Consider the following 14,687-nt stretch of genomic DNA (forward strand, 5'->3'; position numbering starts at 1 on the left):
ACGGAGAGCGTACACGGATGTATTCATCGCGTGTCGGCGGTGCTGACCTTTTGGCCGAGTGTTCGACATCCGCAAGACGACTCGTTCAATACTCTGAAGCCACAGATGTCCCCTTTTACTCTGGAGTCTCTATGCTTTTTCGACTCGGCAGCTTGCTACTCGGCGCCACCCTGGCCCTGAATGCACAGGCCAACCCGGCCAAGCCCGGTGGCGACACCACCACCGACAAAACCGGTGCCAACGCCTATTCCATGCCCGCCGCCAACCTCAGCTTTCAAAAGCGACTGGATTTCTCGGTCGGCAACAGCTTCTTTCGCAACCCCTGGGTCACCGCGCCCGCCACCACCGATGCCCGTGATGGCCTGGGTCCACTGTTCAATACCAACGCCTGTCAGAGCTGTCACGTCAAGGATGGCCGCGGCCACCCGCCGCAGTTTGCCGGTGACAACGCGGTCAGCATGCTGGTACGGCTGTCGATTCCGAGCGACGGCAGCCCCGAACAGCAGGCATGGTTGCGGGTGCATGGCGTAATCAACGAGCCCACCTATGGCGGCCAGCTGCAGGACATGGCCATTCCCGGTGCTCACCCGGAGGGCAGGGTACAGATCGACTATCAGACCCATATCGTGAGCATGAAAGACGGCACCGAGGTGGAACTGCGTCAGCCACAACTGACGGTGGCCGAGCCCGGCTACGGTACATTGCACCCGGATACCCTGTTCTCGTCCCGCATCGCCCCGCCCATGATTGGCCTGGGCCTGCTGGAAGCCATCGATGAAACCGACCTGCTGGTGCGCGAAGATCCACAAGACAGCAACGGAGATGGCATCAGCGGCCGCGCCAACCGGGTGTGGGACATTGCCGCAGAGCAAACTGTCATCGGTCGCTTCGGCTGGAAGGCGGGCCAGCCCAACCTGCGCCAGCAGGATGCCGGTGCCTTCGCCGGTGACATGGGGCTGAGCTCGTCGCTGTTTCCCGCCGACGATTGCGCTCCGGCGCAGGGCTGCGACCGGTATCCCGATGGTGGCCAAATTGAAGTCAGCGACGACATCATGGACTCGGTCACCTTCTACAGCCAGCACCTGGCGGTGCCCGCCCGCCGTAATCTGGACCACCCCGACGTGGCCGCCGGCGAACAGCTGTTTCTGGCGCTGGGCTGCAGCGGTTGCCATACCCCTTCTTACACCACAGGCGAACATGACAGTGCCGCTCTGAGCCACCAGAAAATCTATCCCTATACCGATCTGCTGCTGCACGACATGGGCGAAGGCCTGGCCGACAACCGACCCGAGTTTCAGGCTAACGGTCAGGAATGGCGCACGCCGCCACTCTGGGGGCTGGGCTATGCCGGCGAAGTGGCCGGCAGCGATGCCTATTACCTGCACGATGGCCGTGCCCGTAGCCTGCTGGAGGCCATTCTCTGGCACGGTGGCGAAGCCGAGGCCGCCAAACAAAGCGTCATCGCCATGAGCAGTGAAGAACGCGCTCAGCTCATCGCCTTTCTGGAGTCCCTATGAAAAAAACACTGTTGCTGCTCGCCACCCTTGGCACCCTGACCGCCTGTCAGAGTCAGCCACCGCTTGATCCGGCCCTGCAGACCCTGAGCGATCATCATCTGACCTTCATGCGCGCACAGGCCGACCGGCTGGCCGGCGAACTGCAGCAATTGCAACAGGCCGGCAGCGATTATTGCCGGGCGTCATCGTCTGCCACCCAGAAAGATGCGCTGGCCGATCTCAAACAGCATTGGCGCCGCAGCTTTGCCACCTGGAGCGCCCATCAGGGTCAGAGCGGTGGTCCGCTGGATGCCGAAGGCCTGAGCTTTGCCTTTCAGTTCTGGCCCGACAAGAAAGACACCACCGGCAAGCAACTGCAACGCCAGCTGACCGCCGTCGAGCAGGGGCAGCCCGTGCGGCAACAAGGTGTCACCACCACCCTGGGCGCCATGGAATATCTGCTCGAAAACGACCTCACGGCCCGGCAGCGCTGCCTGCTGCTACCCGGCATCGGTGCCGAGCTGGCGGCCAATGGCCAACGGCTGAGCACCGCCTGGCATGATGCCGACGGTTACCAGCAACAGCTGAACCGAATGCAGCAACAGGGTGGCAGTACCGCCCTGCTGACCCAGATACTGGGCCAGCTGTCTCATCGTTACGAGCGTATAGAAAAGAAGCTGGTGCTGCCGCTGAACACCGTCGAACACCCGCGGCCGCTGTTTGCCGAGGCCTGGCGCAGCGGTCAGTCGCTGCACTTTCTGCGCGCCAGCCTGCTGTCGCTGGAGCAGGAATACCGCCATGGCGGCATCCGCGCCTATCTGCAAGGTTCACAACAACCAGACTCGAGTCATGCCGCCGTTATCGCGGCGCTGGATCATGCCTTTGCCGACACCCTCAAGCATCTGCCCGCAGGCGACAGCCTGGGCTACTGGCTGGAAGGGGATCGCTACGCCGCCCTGCTGCGCTTCAAGCTGTCGTTCGATCAACTGGGTTACCAGCTGAAACAGCGCCTGCCCGAAGAGCTGGGCCTGAACCTCGGCTTCAACGCCACGGACGGTGACTGATGCAACGGCGCCAGTTTCTGAAAGGCCTGTCTGCCGCCGGCGTCCTGTGCAGCCTCGGACTGGCCGGTTGCGCCCTGCCCCGCAGCCCGCAAAGTTACCTGATCGGCGGCGGACGTAGAGCGCAGGATCGCTATGTGGTGCAGGCGCTCAATCTGGATGGCAGCCTGCGCTATGAGCTGCCACTGCCCGACCGGGGCCATGGCATGGCGGTGCATCCTCATATGCCGCTGGCGGTCTGTCATGCCCGCCGCCCGGGCGGCTTTCTCAGTCTGTTCGACCATGCCGAAGGACGCCTGTTGCAGGTGCGCAAAGCCGACCCCCGGCGGCATTATTACGGTCACGGTGTGTTCAGCGCCGATGGCAACAGGCTGTTTACCACCGAGGGCGTCGGCGACAGCAGCGAAGGCATCATCGGCGTCTACGCGCTGGCGGCGGACAGGCTGGAAAAAGTGGCGGAATATCGCGGCTTCGGTATAGGCCCGCACGAAATCCGCCTGCTGCCCAACGGCAACCTGGTAGTGGGCGTGGGCGGCGTGCACACTCAAGGGCGGGAACCACTCAACCTGAATACCATGGCACCCAGCCTGAGCTATCTCGACGCCACTACCGGCGCACTGCTGGAGCAGGCCACCCTGGCAGACAAACACCTGTCGATTCGCCATCTGGCGGTCACCCATGACGGCGAGGTGTTCACCGGTCAGCAGTACAGAGGCGAGCCGGACGACTATCCGCCGCTGATCGTGCGCCACCGGCCCGGCCAGCCATTGCAACCGCTGGGCGGCACCACGCTCGACTGGGCCCGCTTCAATCACTACATCGCCAGCATCGCCGTCACCGATACCCTGATTGCCGCCACCTCGCCGCCCGGCAACTGTTATGGCCTCTGGCATCGTCACAGTGGCGAGCTTATCCGCATCGCCCCCCTGCCCGACGCCTCCGGCGCCTCGGCCAAAGGTGAGAACATCTGGCTGGGCAGCGGCCAGGGCGGCATCAGCCGGCTCGACAACGGCGGTCGCGAGCAACGCTTCTATTCGGCCTACCAATGGGATAATCACTGGGCTTTGATTGACGCCTGACTATCATTAGGCTCTAGGGTCTTCGTTTGTCGGGGACCCATGTTCACTCCTCATCATCGGCACAAGGAACATCACATGGGTATTTTAAGCTGGATTGTGTTTGGGTTACTGGCCGGCATGCTGGCCAAGTGGCTGATGCCGGGCCGGGACGGCGGCGGTATCATCATGACCATGCTGCTGGGTATTGCCGGTGCCTTCGTCGGCGGCTGGATCGGCACCCGCCTCGGCTTCGGCTCGGTGACCGGCTTCAACCTCGGCAGCTTTTTCACCGCCATCATCGGCGCCCTGGCCCTGCTGTTCGTTTACCGACTGCTGAAAAAATAACGATGGTTCGAGAAGTAACAGGGTTATCTCCACCGACCTTCTGTTTCAGGGATGAAACAGAGAGCATACAGGGAGTATCTACCGCGAGTCGGTGGGGCTGAACCCTTTGTCCGATATTCCGCATCAGACTAAAACACGGTTTATCGACCCAATGCACCCAAGTCTCATCCGGGTTATGGTGATGCCTGATTCTTGTCATCAGGAGCACGAATGGAGCCTTCAACACACAAATCGCCGTCAGTACATATCAAACCCTCACCCAAGGTCGGCGTGATTGCCGTCGTCTGGCACCGGCAGCAGGTGCTGCTGGTCAAGCGCAAGCATGCCCCCCACGCCGGTCACTGGGGCTTTCCGGGCGGCAAGCTGGAATGGAGCGAAACCATGGCCGAAGGCGCGGCCCGGGAACTGCGGGAGGAAACCGGGGTTCACGCCGAGATGACGGCGCCCTTCGCCTGTTATGACGTGCTGGCCAACGGTGACGACGGCGAGCTGGCCCACCACTATGTGATGGTGGCAGTCGGCGGCCAGTATCGCAGCGGAACCCCGCAGGCAGCCGACGATGCCGAGGCGGTGGCCTGGTTCAGCCCCGAGGCCCTGCCCTCGCCGCTGTGCCCGGACTTGCAGGAAATCATCGAGCGATCCCGGCCAGAGTAACCCCTGCCTGCGCCAGCCATGCGCATATATCATCACGTAAAAGTATCGTTCTGTAATGTTTTTCTCTCATCAAAGGCTTCCTGCAAAGCCTTTGATATTCCCCTGTCGTCCCTGCATCTCTATGATTTGGTCGTTTATATGGCTAAAAACTGACATAAAAGGGACTTGTGCTGCCAGCCCATCTTAAGGCATAGTAAGATCATATACTTAGAAAGCTAAACAATTTAACCCTCAACAAAATGGCAAAGGATATGCAGCCCAAACTTTCTGTCGCCAACCTGTACAAGGTGTTCGGCGACCAGCCCGAGCGGGCCTTTCCTCTGCTGGAGCAGGGGCTGGGCAAAGACGACATTTTCCAGCAGACCTCCCTGACCACGGCGGTAAAAGACGCCAGTTTCGATATTTACCCCGGCGAAATCTTCGTGATCATGGGGCTGTCCGGCTCGGGAAAATCCACTCTGGTACGCCTGCTCAACCGTCTGATTGAGCCCACCCGCGGTCACGTATACCTGGACGGTGAAGACATCGCCTCCATGAACGCCCACGCCCTGCGTCAGGCCCGGCGCAAAAAGATCAGCATGGTGTTCCAGTCCTTCGCGCTCATGCCCCACCTCAACATTCAGGACAACGTCGCCTTCGGTCTTGAGCTGGACGGCGTGGCCAAGGGTGAGCGTCATCAAACTGCCCGGGAAGCACTGGAGCGAGTCGGACTGGCGGCCCACCTGCATTCCTACCCGGACCAGCTCTCCGGCGGCATGCAACAGCGGGTGGGACTGGCCCGGGCGCTGGCGGTGGATCCCGACGTACTGCTGATGGACGAAGCCTTTTCCGCGCTCGACCCACTGATCCGGACCGAAATGCAGGACGAGCTCATTCAACTGCAGGCCCGCGACCAACGCACCATAGTGTTCATCTCCCACGATCTGGACGAAGCCATGCGCATCGGCGATCGCATCGCCATCATGGAAGGAGGCGAAGTGGTGCAGGTGGGTACCCCTGACGACATTCTCAACAACCCGGCCAACGACTATGTGAAAAGCTTCTTTCGCGGCGTGGATGTCAGCCAGGTATTCAGCGCCAAAGACGTGGCCAGCGACCAGCAGCCCACTCTGGAGTCCGAAGGTGAAGGCGGTGTCAGCCAGGCCCTGCGCCAGCTGCGCGAGTCAGGACGGCAGCATGGCTGCGTACTGAACCGGGAGCAACACTACCTGGGCACGGTATCGGTTGAATCACTCATACAGGCAGAAAAATCCGGCAGCGAGTTGCAGGCCGCCATGCTGAGCGAGCTCGAGCCGGTATCCGCCGACACGCCGCTGGGCAAGGTGCTGGGCCAGGCGGCCCAGGCACCCTGCGCACTGCCCGTGATCGACGAACAGGAGCGCTACCTGGGCGTGATCACCAAGTCCGCCCTGCTGGAAATACTGGATCGCCAAGGAGAAACCCCCTCATGAGCAAGGAACAAAACCCGGATCCCTGGGCGGCGGCGACCGATGCCGGCACCGAGGACCAGACTTCTCCTGCCGAAGCAGCTGCCGCCGACCCCTGGGGCAACACCGCCGATGCCGGCACCGAGGACCAATCTTCTTCTGCCGAAGCAGCTGCCGCCGACCCCTGGGGCAGCACCGCCGATGCCCCCGCCGACAGCAACCCCTGGGAGTCGGACGCGCCGGCCGATACCGGGGGCAGCTGGCTCGATGCCGCTCCCGAAGCACCGGCAGAACAAGCCGGTATCGACTGGCTGAACCCCTTTCAGGATGCGCTGATTCCCCTCGACCGCTGGGTAGAACATGGGCTGGACTGGGTGGTCGTTCACTTTCGCAGCGGTTTTCAGGCAGTACGCGCCCCCATAGACACTATTCTCTCCGGTGTGGAGCAAGGCCTGCTGGCCATTCCCTCTCCCGTACTGATCCTGCTGGTGGCCCTGCTGGCCTGGCAGGTATCCGGATGGCGGCTGGGCCTGGGCAGTTTGCTGTCACTGGTATTGATCGGCGCCATCGGCGCCTGGAACGAGGCCATGATCACCCTGTCGCTGGTGCTTACTTCCGTGGTGTTCTGCGTGCTTATCGGGCTGCCGCTGGGGATCTGGCTGGGCTACAGCAACCGGGCCCAGACCACCCTGCGCCCGGTGCTCGACGCCATGCAGACCACCCCGGCCTTCGTGTATCTGGTGCCCATCGTCATGCTGTTCGGCATCGGTAACGTACCCGGCGTGGTCGTGACCATCATCTTCGCTCTGCCGCCGTTGATCCGCCTCACCAGCCTGGGCATTCGCCAGGTACCGGAAGATCTGGTGGAGGCCTCCCGCTCCTTTGGCGCCAGCCCGTCACAGCTGCTGTTCAAAGTGCAACTGCCTCTGGCCATGCCCACCATCATGGCCGGTATCAACCAGACCCTGATGCTGGCCCTGTCGATGGTGGTCATCGCGTCCATGATCGCCGTCGGTGGCCTGGGTCAGATGGTGTTGCGGGGTATCGGCCGGCTCGACATGGGCCTGGCCACCGTGGGCGGCCTGGGCATTGTATTAATGGCCATTATTCTGGACCGGCTGACCCAGTCCATGGGTCAGAACAAGCGTAGCCGGGGTATACATCACTGGTATCAAACCGGCCCTGCGGGTCTGTTGTATCGCCTGCTGGGCAACAAGGAATAAACGACAAGGAGAGAAAAATGAAACTGATAAGCGCTATTTCCGGCGGCCTGCTGGCCTCCACCTTCAGCCTGAGCGCCCTCGCGGCCCTGCCCGGCGACGGCATCTCGGTACAGCCCCTGAAAAGCTCCATTGCCGAGGAAACCTTTCAGACCCTGCTGGTCATGAAGGGGCTGGAAAAACTGGGCTACACCGTGAAGGACATTCAGGAAATCGAATACGCCGCCGGCCACATCGCCCTGGCCAACGGCGACGCCACCTTTATGGCCGACCACTGGGACCCGCTGCATATCGACTTTTATAAAGCCGCCGGTGGTGACGAAAAACTCTACCGGGAAGGGGTCTATTCCACCGGTGCCCTGCAGGGCTACCTGATCGACAAGCGCACCGCCGAACAACACGGCATCACCAATATCGGCCAACTCAAGGAGCCGGACATTGCCGCCCTGTTCGATGTAAACGACGACGGCAAGGCCGATCTGACCGGCTGCACCCCGGGCTGGGGCTGCGAAAAAGTGATTGAACACCATCTGGATGCCTACGGCCTGCGCGACACCATTACCCATAATCAGGGCGCCTATTCGGCCATTATGGCCGACACCATTTCCCGCTACCGGGCCGATGAACCCATTTTTTACTACACCTGGACCCCCTACTGGATCAGCGGCGAGCTGGTGCCCGGCAAGGACGTCATCTGGCTGGAAGTTCCCTTTTCCTCCCTGCCCGGCGAACGCAAGGACGTAGATACTTCACTGCCCAACGGCAAGGACTACGGGTTTCAGGCCAACACCCAGCACATAGTGGCCAACCGGGAGTTTGCCGAAGCCAACCCGGCGGCCGCCAAACTGTTTGAAGTGATGCAGATCTCCGCCAACGACATCAGCGCCCAGAACCTGCGCATGAAACAGGGCGAAGACACCCCCGCCGCCATAGAACGCCATACCGACGGCTGGATAAAGGCCCACCAGGCCAAGTTCGATGGCTGGGTAGACGCCGCTCTCGAGGCCGCGAAGTAAGCATCAAAAAAGACCCTGCCCGCCTTCGGAAAGGACAACTCAATGTAATGAAAAAAGGCTCCTGCGGGAGCCTTTTTCGTTACAGACCGGCCAGCAGATTCCACAAGTCGGCCTGCATGGCGCCGGCGGTCACTTCCCGGCCGGCCCCCGGCCCCTGGATCACCAGCGGGTTCTGCCGATAGTGCCGGGTTTCGATAGCATAGACATTGTCGCCGGGTCGCAGGTGGGCGAAAGCGTGATCTGCGGCCACGACTTCCAGCCCCACGCTGGCTTCGCCGCTGGTCGCATCGAAACGGGCGACATGGCGCAACAGGCCGCCTTGTTCGCGCGCGCTGGCCAGCGCCTCGGCCAGCGGCTGGTCCAGTTCGGCCAACCGGTCGAAGAACACCTCTTTCTCCAGCGCGGCGAGTGAGCCGGGTACCAGATCGCTGACCTTGACCTGTTCGGGATCCAGATCGAAACCCGCCTCTCGCGCCAGAATGACCAGCTTGCGCTTCACATCCTGCCCGCTCAGATCCTGGCGCGGATCCGGCTCGGTCAACCCCTGCTGCCAGGCCTGCAACAACAGTTCGGAAAACGGCTGGCTGCCATCAAAGCGCTGAAACAGCCAGCTCAGGGTGCCGGAAAAGATGCCGCTGATACCACGGAGTTGCTCGCCCGATTGTTGCAGCTGGCGCAGGCTGCTCTGCACCGGCAACCCGGCGCCGACGGTGGCGTTGCTGAGAAACTGTACCCGATGCTCGGCCAGAGTCTGCTTCAATCGCAGATAAAAACCCTGCTCAGCCGCGCCCGCCAGCTTGTTGGCGGCAATCAGATGAATATGCTGCTGCACCAGATTCGGATAGTACTGCACCAGGGTGTCGGACGCGGTGAAGTCGAGTCCCACCAGCTGGTCGAAACCGTGTTCTTCCAGGTTTTCCAGCCAGTCGGGCCAGACCATGGACTCGGGCTGGAAGTTGTTGAGCACCTGCTCCACGGCCAGCCCCTGGCTGGCGAGCATGGCACCTTTGGAGTCGAACACGCCGTACAGGGTCAGCTGCACGTTCAGGGTCTGCTCCAGCCGCGCCTTCTCTTGCCGATACAGCTTGAGCCAGGCCTGGCCGATGTTGCCCCGGCCAAACAGGATCAGACCGATACGCCGAGGCCGGCTGAACAGGCTCTGGTGCAACCGCAGCAGCAAGGGCTCCAGCATGACTTTACGTACCACCCCCACCAGGCTGAGGCCGTTTTTGGCGGGCTGGATAAACTCCAGCGGCTGCTCGTTCAGCGCATGGTAGAAATGCAGGCACTGCTCGGCTTGGGCGGTCACGCCCTTGCCCACCAGCGCCACCAGTGAAAAACCTTCCCGCTGCTGCAGGTCTTCAAAGCCGCCACCGGGCTGGTGATCGCGCAGCAACGAGAAGGCCTGTTCGGCCTGTTCGCGGGTATAGGCAATCTGCCACAGCTTGCGTTCGGGACGCCGCTTGCAGGCCAGGGGGGCCAGCTCGCGCCGGGTCAGCCACTCGGTCAGGGCGTTCACTCTGTCCTGATAACGGTCGGGAATGGTCATTTCCACCAGTACCGCATCGTCTACCGAGGTCACGATACGGGCGCCCGACTCTCGCCGGGGCAGGCGTTCAATGCGGGTGTGACCGTCATTGGGGTGGTAACTGCAGCGCAGTATCAGCTGTTGCCGGCTGGCCGACACCGGCCCCAGGGTGCGGCTGTGCAGTATGGGCGAGCCCAGTCGGGCCAGCTCGGCGGCTTCCGACAACGACAGCCGGGTCAGCAACAGGGCTTCGGTGACCCGCCGGGGATCGGCACTGAACACCCCCGGCACATCGCTCCAGATGGTGCTGTGTGAACTGTCGGCCAGGGCGGCCAGCAGGGTGGCGCTGAAGTCGGAGCCGTTGCGCCCGAGCAAGCGGGTACGGCCTTCGGCATCGGCGGCAATAAAGCCGGTCACCACCAGTGTCTGATCCGGATACTCGGCCAGAATGCCCTGTAATTGCTCGCGCGAGAGCGCCTCGTCCACCTGCACCGGTGAGCCGGATACCCGCAAAAAACGACGTGCGTCCAGCGAGGCGGCCGGCACACCCTGACTGTTCAGCAGGCTGGCCAGCAGGCGGGAAGACCACAGCTCGCCGAACGACTGGATAAAACTGCGCTGATAGTCGTCCAGACGGTGATTTTCCAGTACCCCGGCAATGGTATTGATGTCTTCATCCAGCGCCGCCAGCAGGGGCGCCGCTTCCGTTTCATCCAGGGTATTTTCGATTAAACCGCGCTGAAAGCTGTACAGTCCTTCCAGGGTCGCCGCGGCGGCATTGTCACCACTGGTAAACAGATTGAGCAATTCAATCAACCGGTTGGTGGTTTTACCCGACGCCGACACCACAATCAGGGCGTCGGGCTGACGCTGGCTGTTGATGATGTCGGCCACGCGATGAAAACAGGCGGCATCGGCCAGGCTGCTGCCGCCAAATTTGTGCACCGGACGCCGATGGCGGTCGGTGTCGTTCTGCTGCTGGGTCATTACTTGCTTAACACCTTGAATGCATTGTCGAAATCTTCGATCAGGTCGCGAACATCCTCGATACCCACCGACACCCGCAACAACTGGTTGCTGATACCGGCAACGAGACGGGCTTCTTCGGTCATGGCCGCATGGGTCATGGTGGCCGGATGGGCAATCAGGCTTTCCACCCCACCCAGCGACTCGGCCAGGCAGAACAGCTTCAACTGCTTCAAAAACGCCTTCATGCCCGCTTCGTCCACATTCAGCTCGAAGCTGAGCATGGCACCAAAGCCCAGCTGCTGGCGCGCCGCCACCTCGTGGCCGGGGTTGCCGGGCAGGCTGGGATGATAGATGGTGTTGACTTCCGGCCGGCCCTGCAGATAGGTGACCAGCGCCTCGGCGTTTTCGCAGTGCTGACGCATGCGCACGCCCAGGGTACGCAGGCCGCGCAGGGTGAGGTAGTTGTCAAAGGCAGAGCCGGTCAGGCCAAGGCAGTTGGCCCACCAGCGCAGCTCCTCGGCCCGTTCTTCACTGGCCGCCACCACGGCTCCGCCCAGCGCATCGGAATGGCCGTTGATGTATTTGGTGGTGGAGTGCACCACCAGATCGGCACCCAGGGTCAGCGGCTGTTGCAGGGCCGGCGACAGAAAGGTGTTGTCGACCACACTCAGGGCGCCCACGGCCTTGGCCGCCGCGCACAGTGCCGCTATATCCACCACTCGCAGCAGCGGGTTGGACGGCGTTTCAATCCACAGTATTTTGGGCTTTTTGGCCAGGGCCGCCGCCAGCGCCGCCTCGTCGGTCTGATCAACGTACTCGACCTTGAAATTGCCTTTCTGGGCCAGGGAGTTGAACAGCCGGTGGCTGCCGCCGTAGCAGTCATGAGGAGCCAGCAGCAGATCGCCGGCCTGCAGCTGGGAGGTAATGATCAGATTGATGGCACCCATGCCGCTGGCGGTCACGGCGGCGCCGGCGCCCTTTTCCAGCCGGGCCAGCGCATCGATCAGCGTCTGGCGGGTCGGGTTGCCGGAGCGGGCATAATCGAAGCGGCGCTGCTCATTGAAATCGGCGAAAGAATAGGTGCTGCTGAGGTAGATAGGCGGCACTACAGCCCCATGCTGAGTATCGGTATCGATGCCGGTACGAACGGCATGAGTCTGGGTCTGGTAATCTGGCATATCCTCTCCTTTGCACTACGGCAGCTTAGGCAGCCTGGCTAGCTACTAATACGGAACTTCCAAGTCGCGCACAGTAACCCAGCCGGAATGGGCCGTCAAGCCTTCCGGACGTCTGAAAGTCTTTGCTGTTGGATTGCCAATAAAAAATGTAAGGGTTACAATTCGGCTCGGATTTTTAACCTTGATGCGGGTGAACAATGAAAACTGAATGGAACGGCGATTATATTAGCCCTTACGCCGAACACGGCAAGAAAAATGAACAGGTCAAAAAGATCACCGTGTCCATACCGCTCAAGGTGTTGAAGATACTGACCGACGAGCGTACCCGTCGCCAGGTCAACAACCTGCGTCATGCCACCAACAGCGAACTGCTGTGCGAGGCCTTTCTGCACGCCTATACCGGCCAGCCGCTGCCCCAGGATGAAGATCTGCGCAAAGACGTACCCGACCAGATACCCGCACACGCCCGGGCCATCATGGCCGAGCTGGGTATCGAAATAGAAGATTACGCCATCAGCGACGAAGAATAAGGCGCTGGCCATCGCGGTGTGGGTTGCAAGGCGGAAAGCGAGTCCAGGCCCATCCGCTGCCGCCTTTGCATGCTTTCGTTGCCTGTCGCCGCTATCCCCGGCTGCCCTTTAGCGCCTTTCAATAAATGCTGCTAAAGGGCAGCAGGCAAGCCGCATCGCTCCGTGTCTTCGGTTGCCACTTTCTTTCAAGACTCGACACCGACCAGAATCTGCGACCAGGGCAGCCCTGCATCGCCCAGGGTAATGAAATTGGGATTGACCATGCTGTCGCGCCGATTGTAGCTGAGCGGATTCAGGTTCAGATCCAGCAAGCGCCCCCCCGCCTCCTCGACGATGCACTGGGTAGCCCCCGTGTCCCATTCGCCGGTGGGGCCGATGCGCATATACAGGTCGGCCGCGCCTTCTGCCACCAGGCAGGATTTGAGCGAGCTGGAGCCCAGCGGCACCAGCTGATAGTCCAGTGTGGGCGTCAGGCGCGCGCGAACCCAGTCCACGTTTTGCCGACGGCTGATGGTGATGCGCAGCCCGGTCAGCTTGTCGGCCGCATCATGATGCCGCGCCTCGATGCGCCGAGTCTCGCCGTCCGTCTCCTTGAAGGCGCCGTGGCCGCGTACCGCGTAATACATCAGATCGTTCACCGGCCCGTACACCACGCCCAGCACCGGCTTGCCGTGTTCTATCAGCGCGATCATGGTAGAAAAATCACCGCTGCCGGCGATGAATTCCTGGGTACCGTCCAATGGGTCCACCAGCCAGTATCGGGGCCAGCTGCTGCGTTCGGCCAGCGATACCTCGGTGCCTTCTTCCGACAGCACCGGAATATCGGCCAGCTCGCGCAGCGCCTGTTTAAGATAAACGTGGGCGGCCAGATCGGCGCTGGTGACCGGGCTGTCGTCATCTTTATTCTCGGCCTGATACTGGCCACTGTTATACATCGACAGTATCAGGCTGCCGGATTCACGGGCGGCCGCCTTCACGCCCGGCAACAAGGCTTGGATATCCATGCTTACTCCTTTCTATTGAGCCAGTCCTGCAGCATAAACAGGCCACAGATGCTGCGTGCTTCACTGAAGTCGGGCCGGGCCATCAGCTGGTCCAGCTTGTCCAGAGGCCAGGGCACCACATCAAGCGGCTCGGGTTCATCCCCTTCACGCTGTTCAGGATACAGATCTCGCGCCAACAAGATGTCCATACGACTACCAAAATAACCGGGGGCCAGCGTCACCTGTTTCAGCGGCGTCAGCTCCCGTGCCCCATAGCCGATTTCTTCCATCAGCTCCCGATTGCCCGCTTCCATGGCATTTTCGCCCGGATCGATCAGCCCCTTGGGAAAGCCCAGCTCATAGCTGTGGGTTCCGGCGGAGTATTCACGGATCAGCAAGATGGTCTTTTCATCCAGCAGCGGCACCAGCATCACGGCGCCGCGGCCGCTGTTGCGCATACGCTCGTACACCCGCTCCACACCGTTGCTGAACTTGAGATGAACCGACTCCACCTTGAAAAGACGACTCTGTGCCACCAATTCTGTATGTAATATCTCAGGTTTTTGTTTCTTGTCCGCCATGGCCGTTTCCGCCTTTTCGCTCACCCTGTGCAGAGATTATCGTAACTATCGGTAAACGTCTGCCCACAAGTGACAACAAGCCGGCTTTTGCCGGCGCCGATATACGCTCCGGGCCGGGGCATCTGGTATAATTCAGGCTCGGTTTTAACGAGAGCGAGCGCAATGAACGGAGAAAATTCATCCATCCGCCTGGACAAATGGCTGTGGGCCGCCCGCTTCTACAAGACTCGCAGCCTGGCCCGCACCATGATTGACGGCGGCAAGGTGCACTACAACGGACAACGCAGCAAACCCAGCAAGCAGGTAGAGGTCGGTGCCCTGATCCGCCTGCGTCAGGGTAACGATGAAAAGGAAGTCGTGGTGCTGGAATTGTCGGAACACAGGGGCAAGGCCGAGCAGGCCCAGCGTTTGTTTCGGGAAACCGAAGACAGCATCAAGAAGCGCGAGCAAAACGCCGAGGCCCGCAAGTTCAACAGCCAGTTTGCGCCCAGCCCCGAACGTCGGCCGGATAAAAAGGAACGGCGTACCCTGCTTAAAATCAAGCAGGGTAACTGAGGCGACCGCGGGACAACGGCTTCCCGCCCCGCAGCTCGAACGGCCATGGCCTGGCTCCCGCCAGAGACAAACGACTTACACTATAT

Annotated in this window: 14 protein-coding genes; 10 read left to right on the forward strand and 4 right to left on the reverse strand. The window is 61.3% G+C overall.

Annotated elements, in window-relative coordinates; all coding sequences use genetic code 11:
• The first annotated feature begins 131 nt into the window (after nucleotides 1–131).
• From Q0753_RS02585 to proX, 8 genes are all read left to right on the forward strand, one after another.
• The gene (locus Q0753_RS02585) at nucleotides 132–1,517 is read left to right on the forward strand and encodes a di-heme oxidoredictase family protein (protein WP_298716794.1); all 1,386 of its coding nucleotides are present in this window, start codon (nucleotides 132–134) and stop codon (nucleotides 1,515–1,517) included.
• On the forward strand, nucleotides 1,514–2,560 hold the full coding sequence (locus Q0753_RS02590) for an imelysin family protein (RefSeq protein WP_298716798.1): 1,047 nt from the start codon (nucleotides 1,514–1,516) through the stop codon (nucleotides 2,558–2,560). The genes Q0753_RS02585 and Q0753_RS02590 overlap by 4 nt, the downstream gene beginning before the upstream one ends.
• Nucleotides 2,560–3,636, forward strand: coding sequence for a DUF1513 domain-containing protein (locus Q0753_RS02595; protein WP_298716801.1), 1,077 nt, complete (start codon nucleotides 2,560–2,562; stop codon nucleotides 3,634–3,636). Before Q0753_RS02590 ends, Q0753_RS02595 begins: the two co-directional genes overlap by 1 nt.
• A 75-nt stretch (nucleotides 3,637–3,711) precedes the next feature.
• Nucleotides 3,712–3,960: a GlsB/YeaQ/YmgE family stress response membrane protein gene (locus Q0753_RS02600; protein ID WP_298716804.1), complete on the forward strand. Its 249-nt coding sequence runs from the start codon at nucleotides 3,712–3,714 to the stop codon at nucleotides 3,958–3,960.
• Nucleotides 3,961–4,170: 210 nt separating this feature from the next.
• The gene (locus tag Q0753_RS02605; protein ID WP_298716807.1) at nucleotides 4,171–4,614 is read left to right on the forward strand and encodes an NUDIX hydrolase; all 444 of its coding nucleotides are present in this window, start codon (nucleotides 4,171–4,173) and stop codon (nucleotides 4,612–4,614) included.
• Between the two features lie 251 nt (nucleotides 4,615–4,865).
• On the forward strand, nucleotides 4,866–6,065 hold the full coding sequence (gene proV / locus Q0753_RS02610) for a glycine betaine/L-proline ABC transporter ATP-binding protein ProV (protein ID WP_298716810.1): 1,200 nt from the start codon (nucleotides 4,866–4,868) through the stop codon (nucleotides 6,063–6,065).
• Nucleotides 6,062–7,264, forward strand: coding sequence for a glycine betaine/L-proline ABC transporter permease ProW (gene proW / locus Q0753_RS02615; protein ID WP_298716813.1), 1,203 nt, complete (start codon nucleotides 6,062–6,064; stop codon nucleotides 7,262–7,264). The genes proV and proW overlap by 4 nt, the downstream gene beginning before the upstream one ends.
• A 17-nt stretch (nucleotides 7,265–7,281) precedes the next feature.
• Nucleotides 7,282–8,277 (forward strand): glycine betaine/L-proline ABC transporter substrate-binding protein ProX, encoded by a 996-nt coding sequence (gene proX, locus Q0753_RS02620; RefSeq protein ID WP_298716815.1) that lies wholly within the window; start codon nucleotides 7,282–7,284, stop codon nucleotides 8,275–8,277.
• A gap of 79 nt (nucleotides 8,278–8,356) precedes the next feature.
• Here the strand turns inward: proX and metL are convergent, their stop codons facing one another.
• Together metL and metB are read right to left on the reverse strand one after the other, a co-directional pair.
• Nucleotides 8,357–10,792 carry a bifunctional aspartate kinase/homoserine dehydrogenase II gene (metL, locus tag Q0753_RS02625; protein WP_298716818.1) on the reverse strand — a complete coding sequence of 812 codons (2,436 nt, stop codon included), beginning with the start codon at nucleotides 10,790–10,792 and terminating at the stop codon, nucleotides 8,357–8,359.
• Nucleotides 10,792–11,952, reverse strand: coding sequence for a cystathionine gamma-synthase (gene metB, locus Q0753_RS02630; RefSeq protein ID WP_298716821.1), 1,161 nt, complete (start codon nucleotides 11,950–11,952; stop codon nucleotides 10,792–10,794). Before metB ends, metL begins: the two co-directional genes overlap by 1 nt.
• Before the next feature lie 197 nt (nucleotides 11,953–12,149).
• On the opposite strand from metB, the gene metJ reads away from it, so the two are divergent.
• The gene (gene metJ / locus Q0753_RS02635; RefSeq protein WP_298716824.1) at nucleotides 12,150–12,482 is read left to right on the forward strand and encodes a met regulon transcriptional regulator MetJ; all 333 of its coding nucleotides are present in this window, start codon (nucleotides 12,150–12,152) and stop codon (nucleotides 12,480–12,482) included.
• Between the two features lie 185 nt (nucleotides 12,483–12,667).
• Here the strand turns inward: metJ and cysQ are convergent, their stop codons facing one another.
• A complete protein-coding gene (cysQ, locus tag Q0753_RS02640; RefSeq protein ID WP_298716827.1) occupies nucleotides 12,668–13,486 on the reverse strand; it encodes a 3'(2'),5'-bisphosphate nucleotidase CysQ in 819 nt (272 codons plus the stop codon).
• A gap of 2 nt (nucleotides 13,487–13,488) precedes the next feature.
• A complete protein-coding gene (gene nudE, locus Q0753_RS02645) occupies nucleotides 13,489–14,046 on the reverse strand; it encodes an ADP compounds hydrolase NudE (protein WP_298716830.1) in 558 nt (185 codons plus the stop codon).
• 162 nt (nucleotides 14,047–14,208) lie between these two features.
• Here nudE and hslR point away from each other — a divergent pair, with 162 nt between their 5' ends.
• On the forward strand, nucleotides 14,209–14,601 hold the full coding sequence (gene hslR, locus Q0753_RS02650; protein ID WP_298716833.1) for a ribosome-associated heat shock protein Hsp15: 393 nt from the start codon (nucleotides 14,209–14,211) through the stop codon (nucleotides 14,599–14,601).
• Nucleotides 14,602–14,687 lie beyond the last annotated feature (86 nt).

The sequence above is a fragment of the uncultured Oceanisphaera sp. genome, assembly GCF_947495715.1.
Lineage (GTDB): Bacteria > Pseudomonadota > Gammaproteobacteria > Enterobacterales > Aeromonadaceae > Oceanimonas > Oceanimonas sediminis.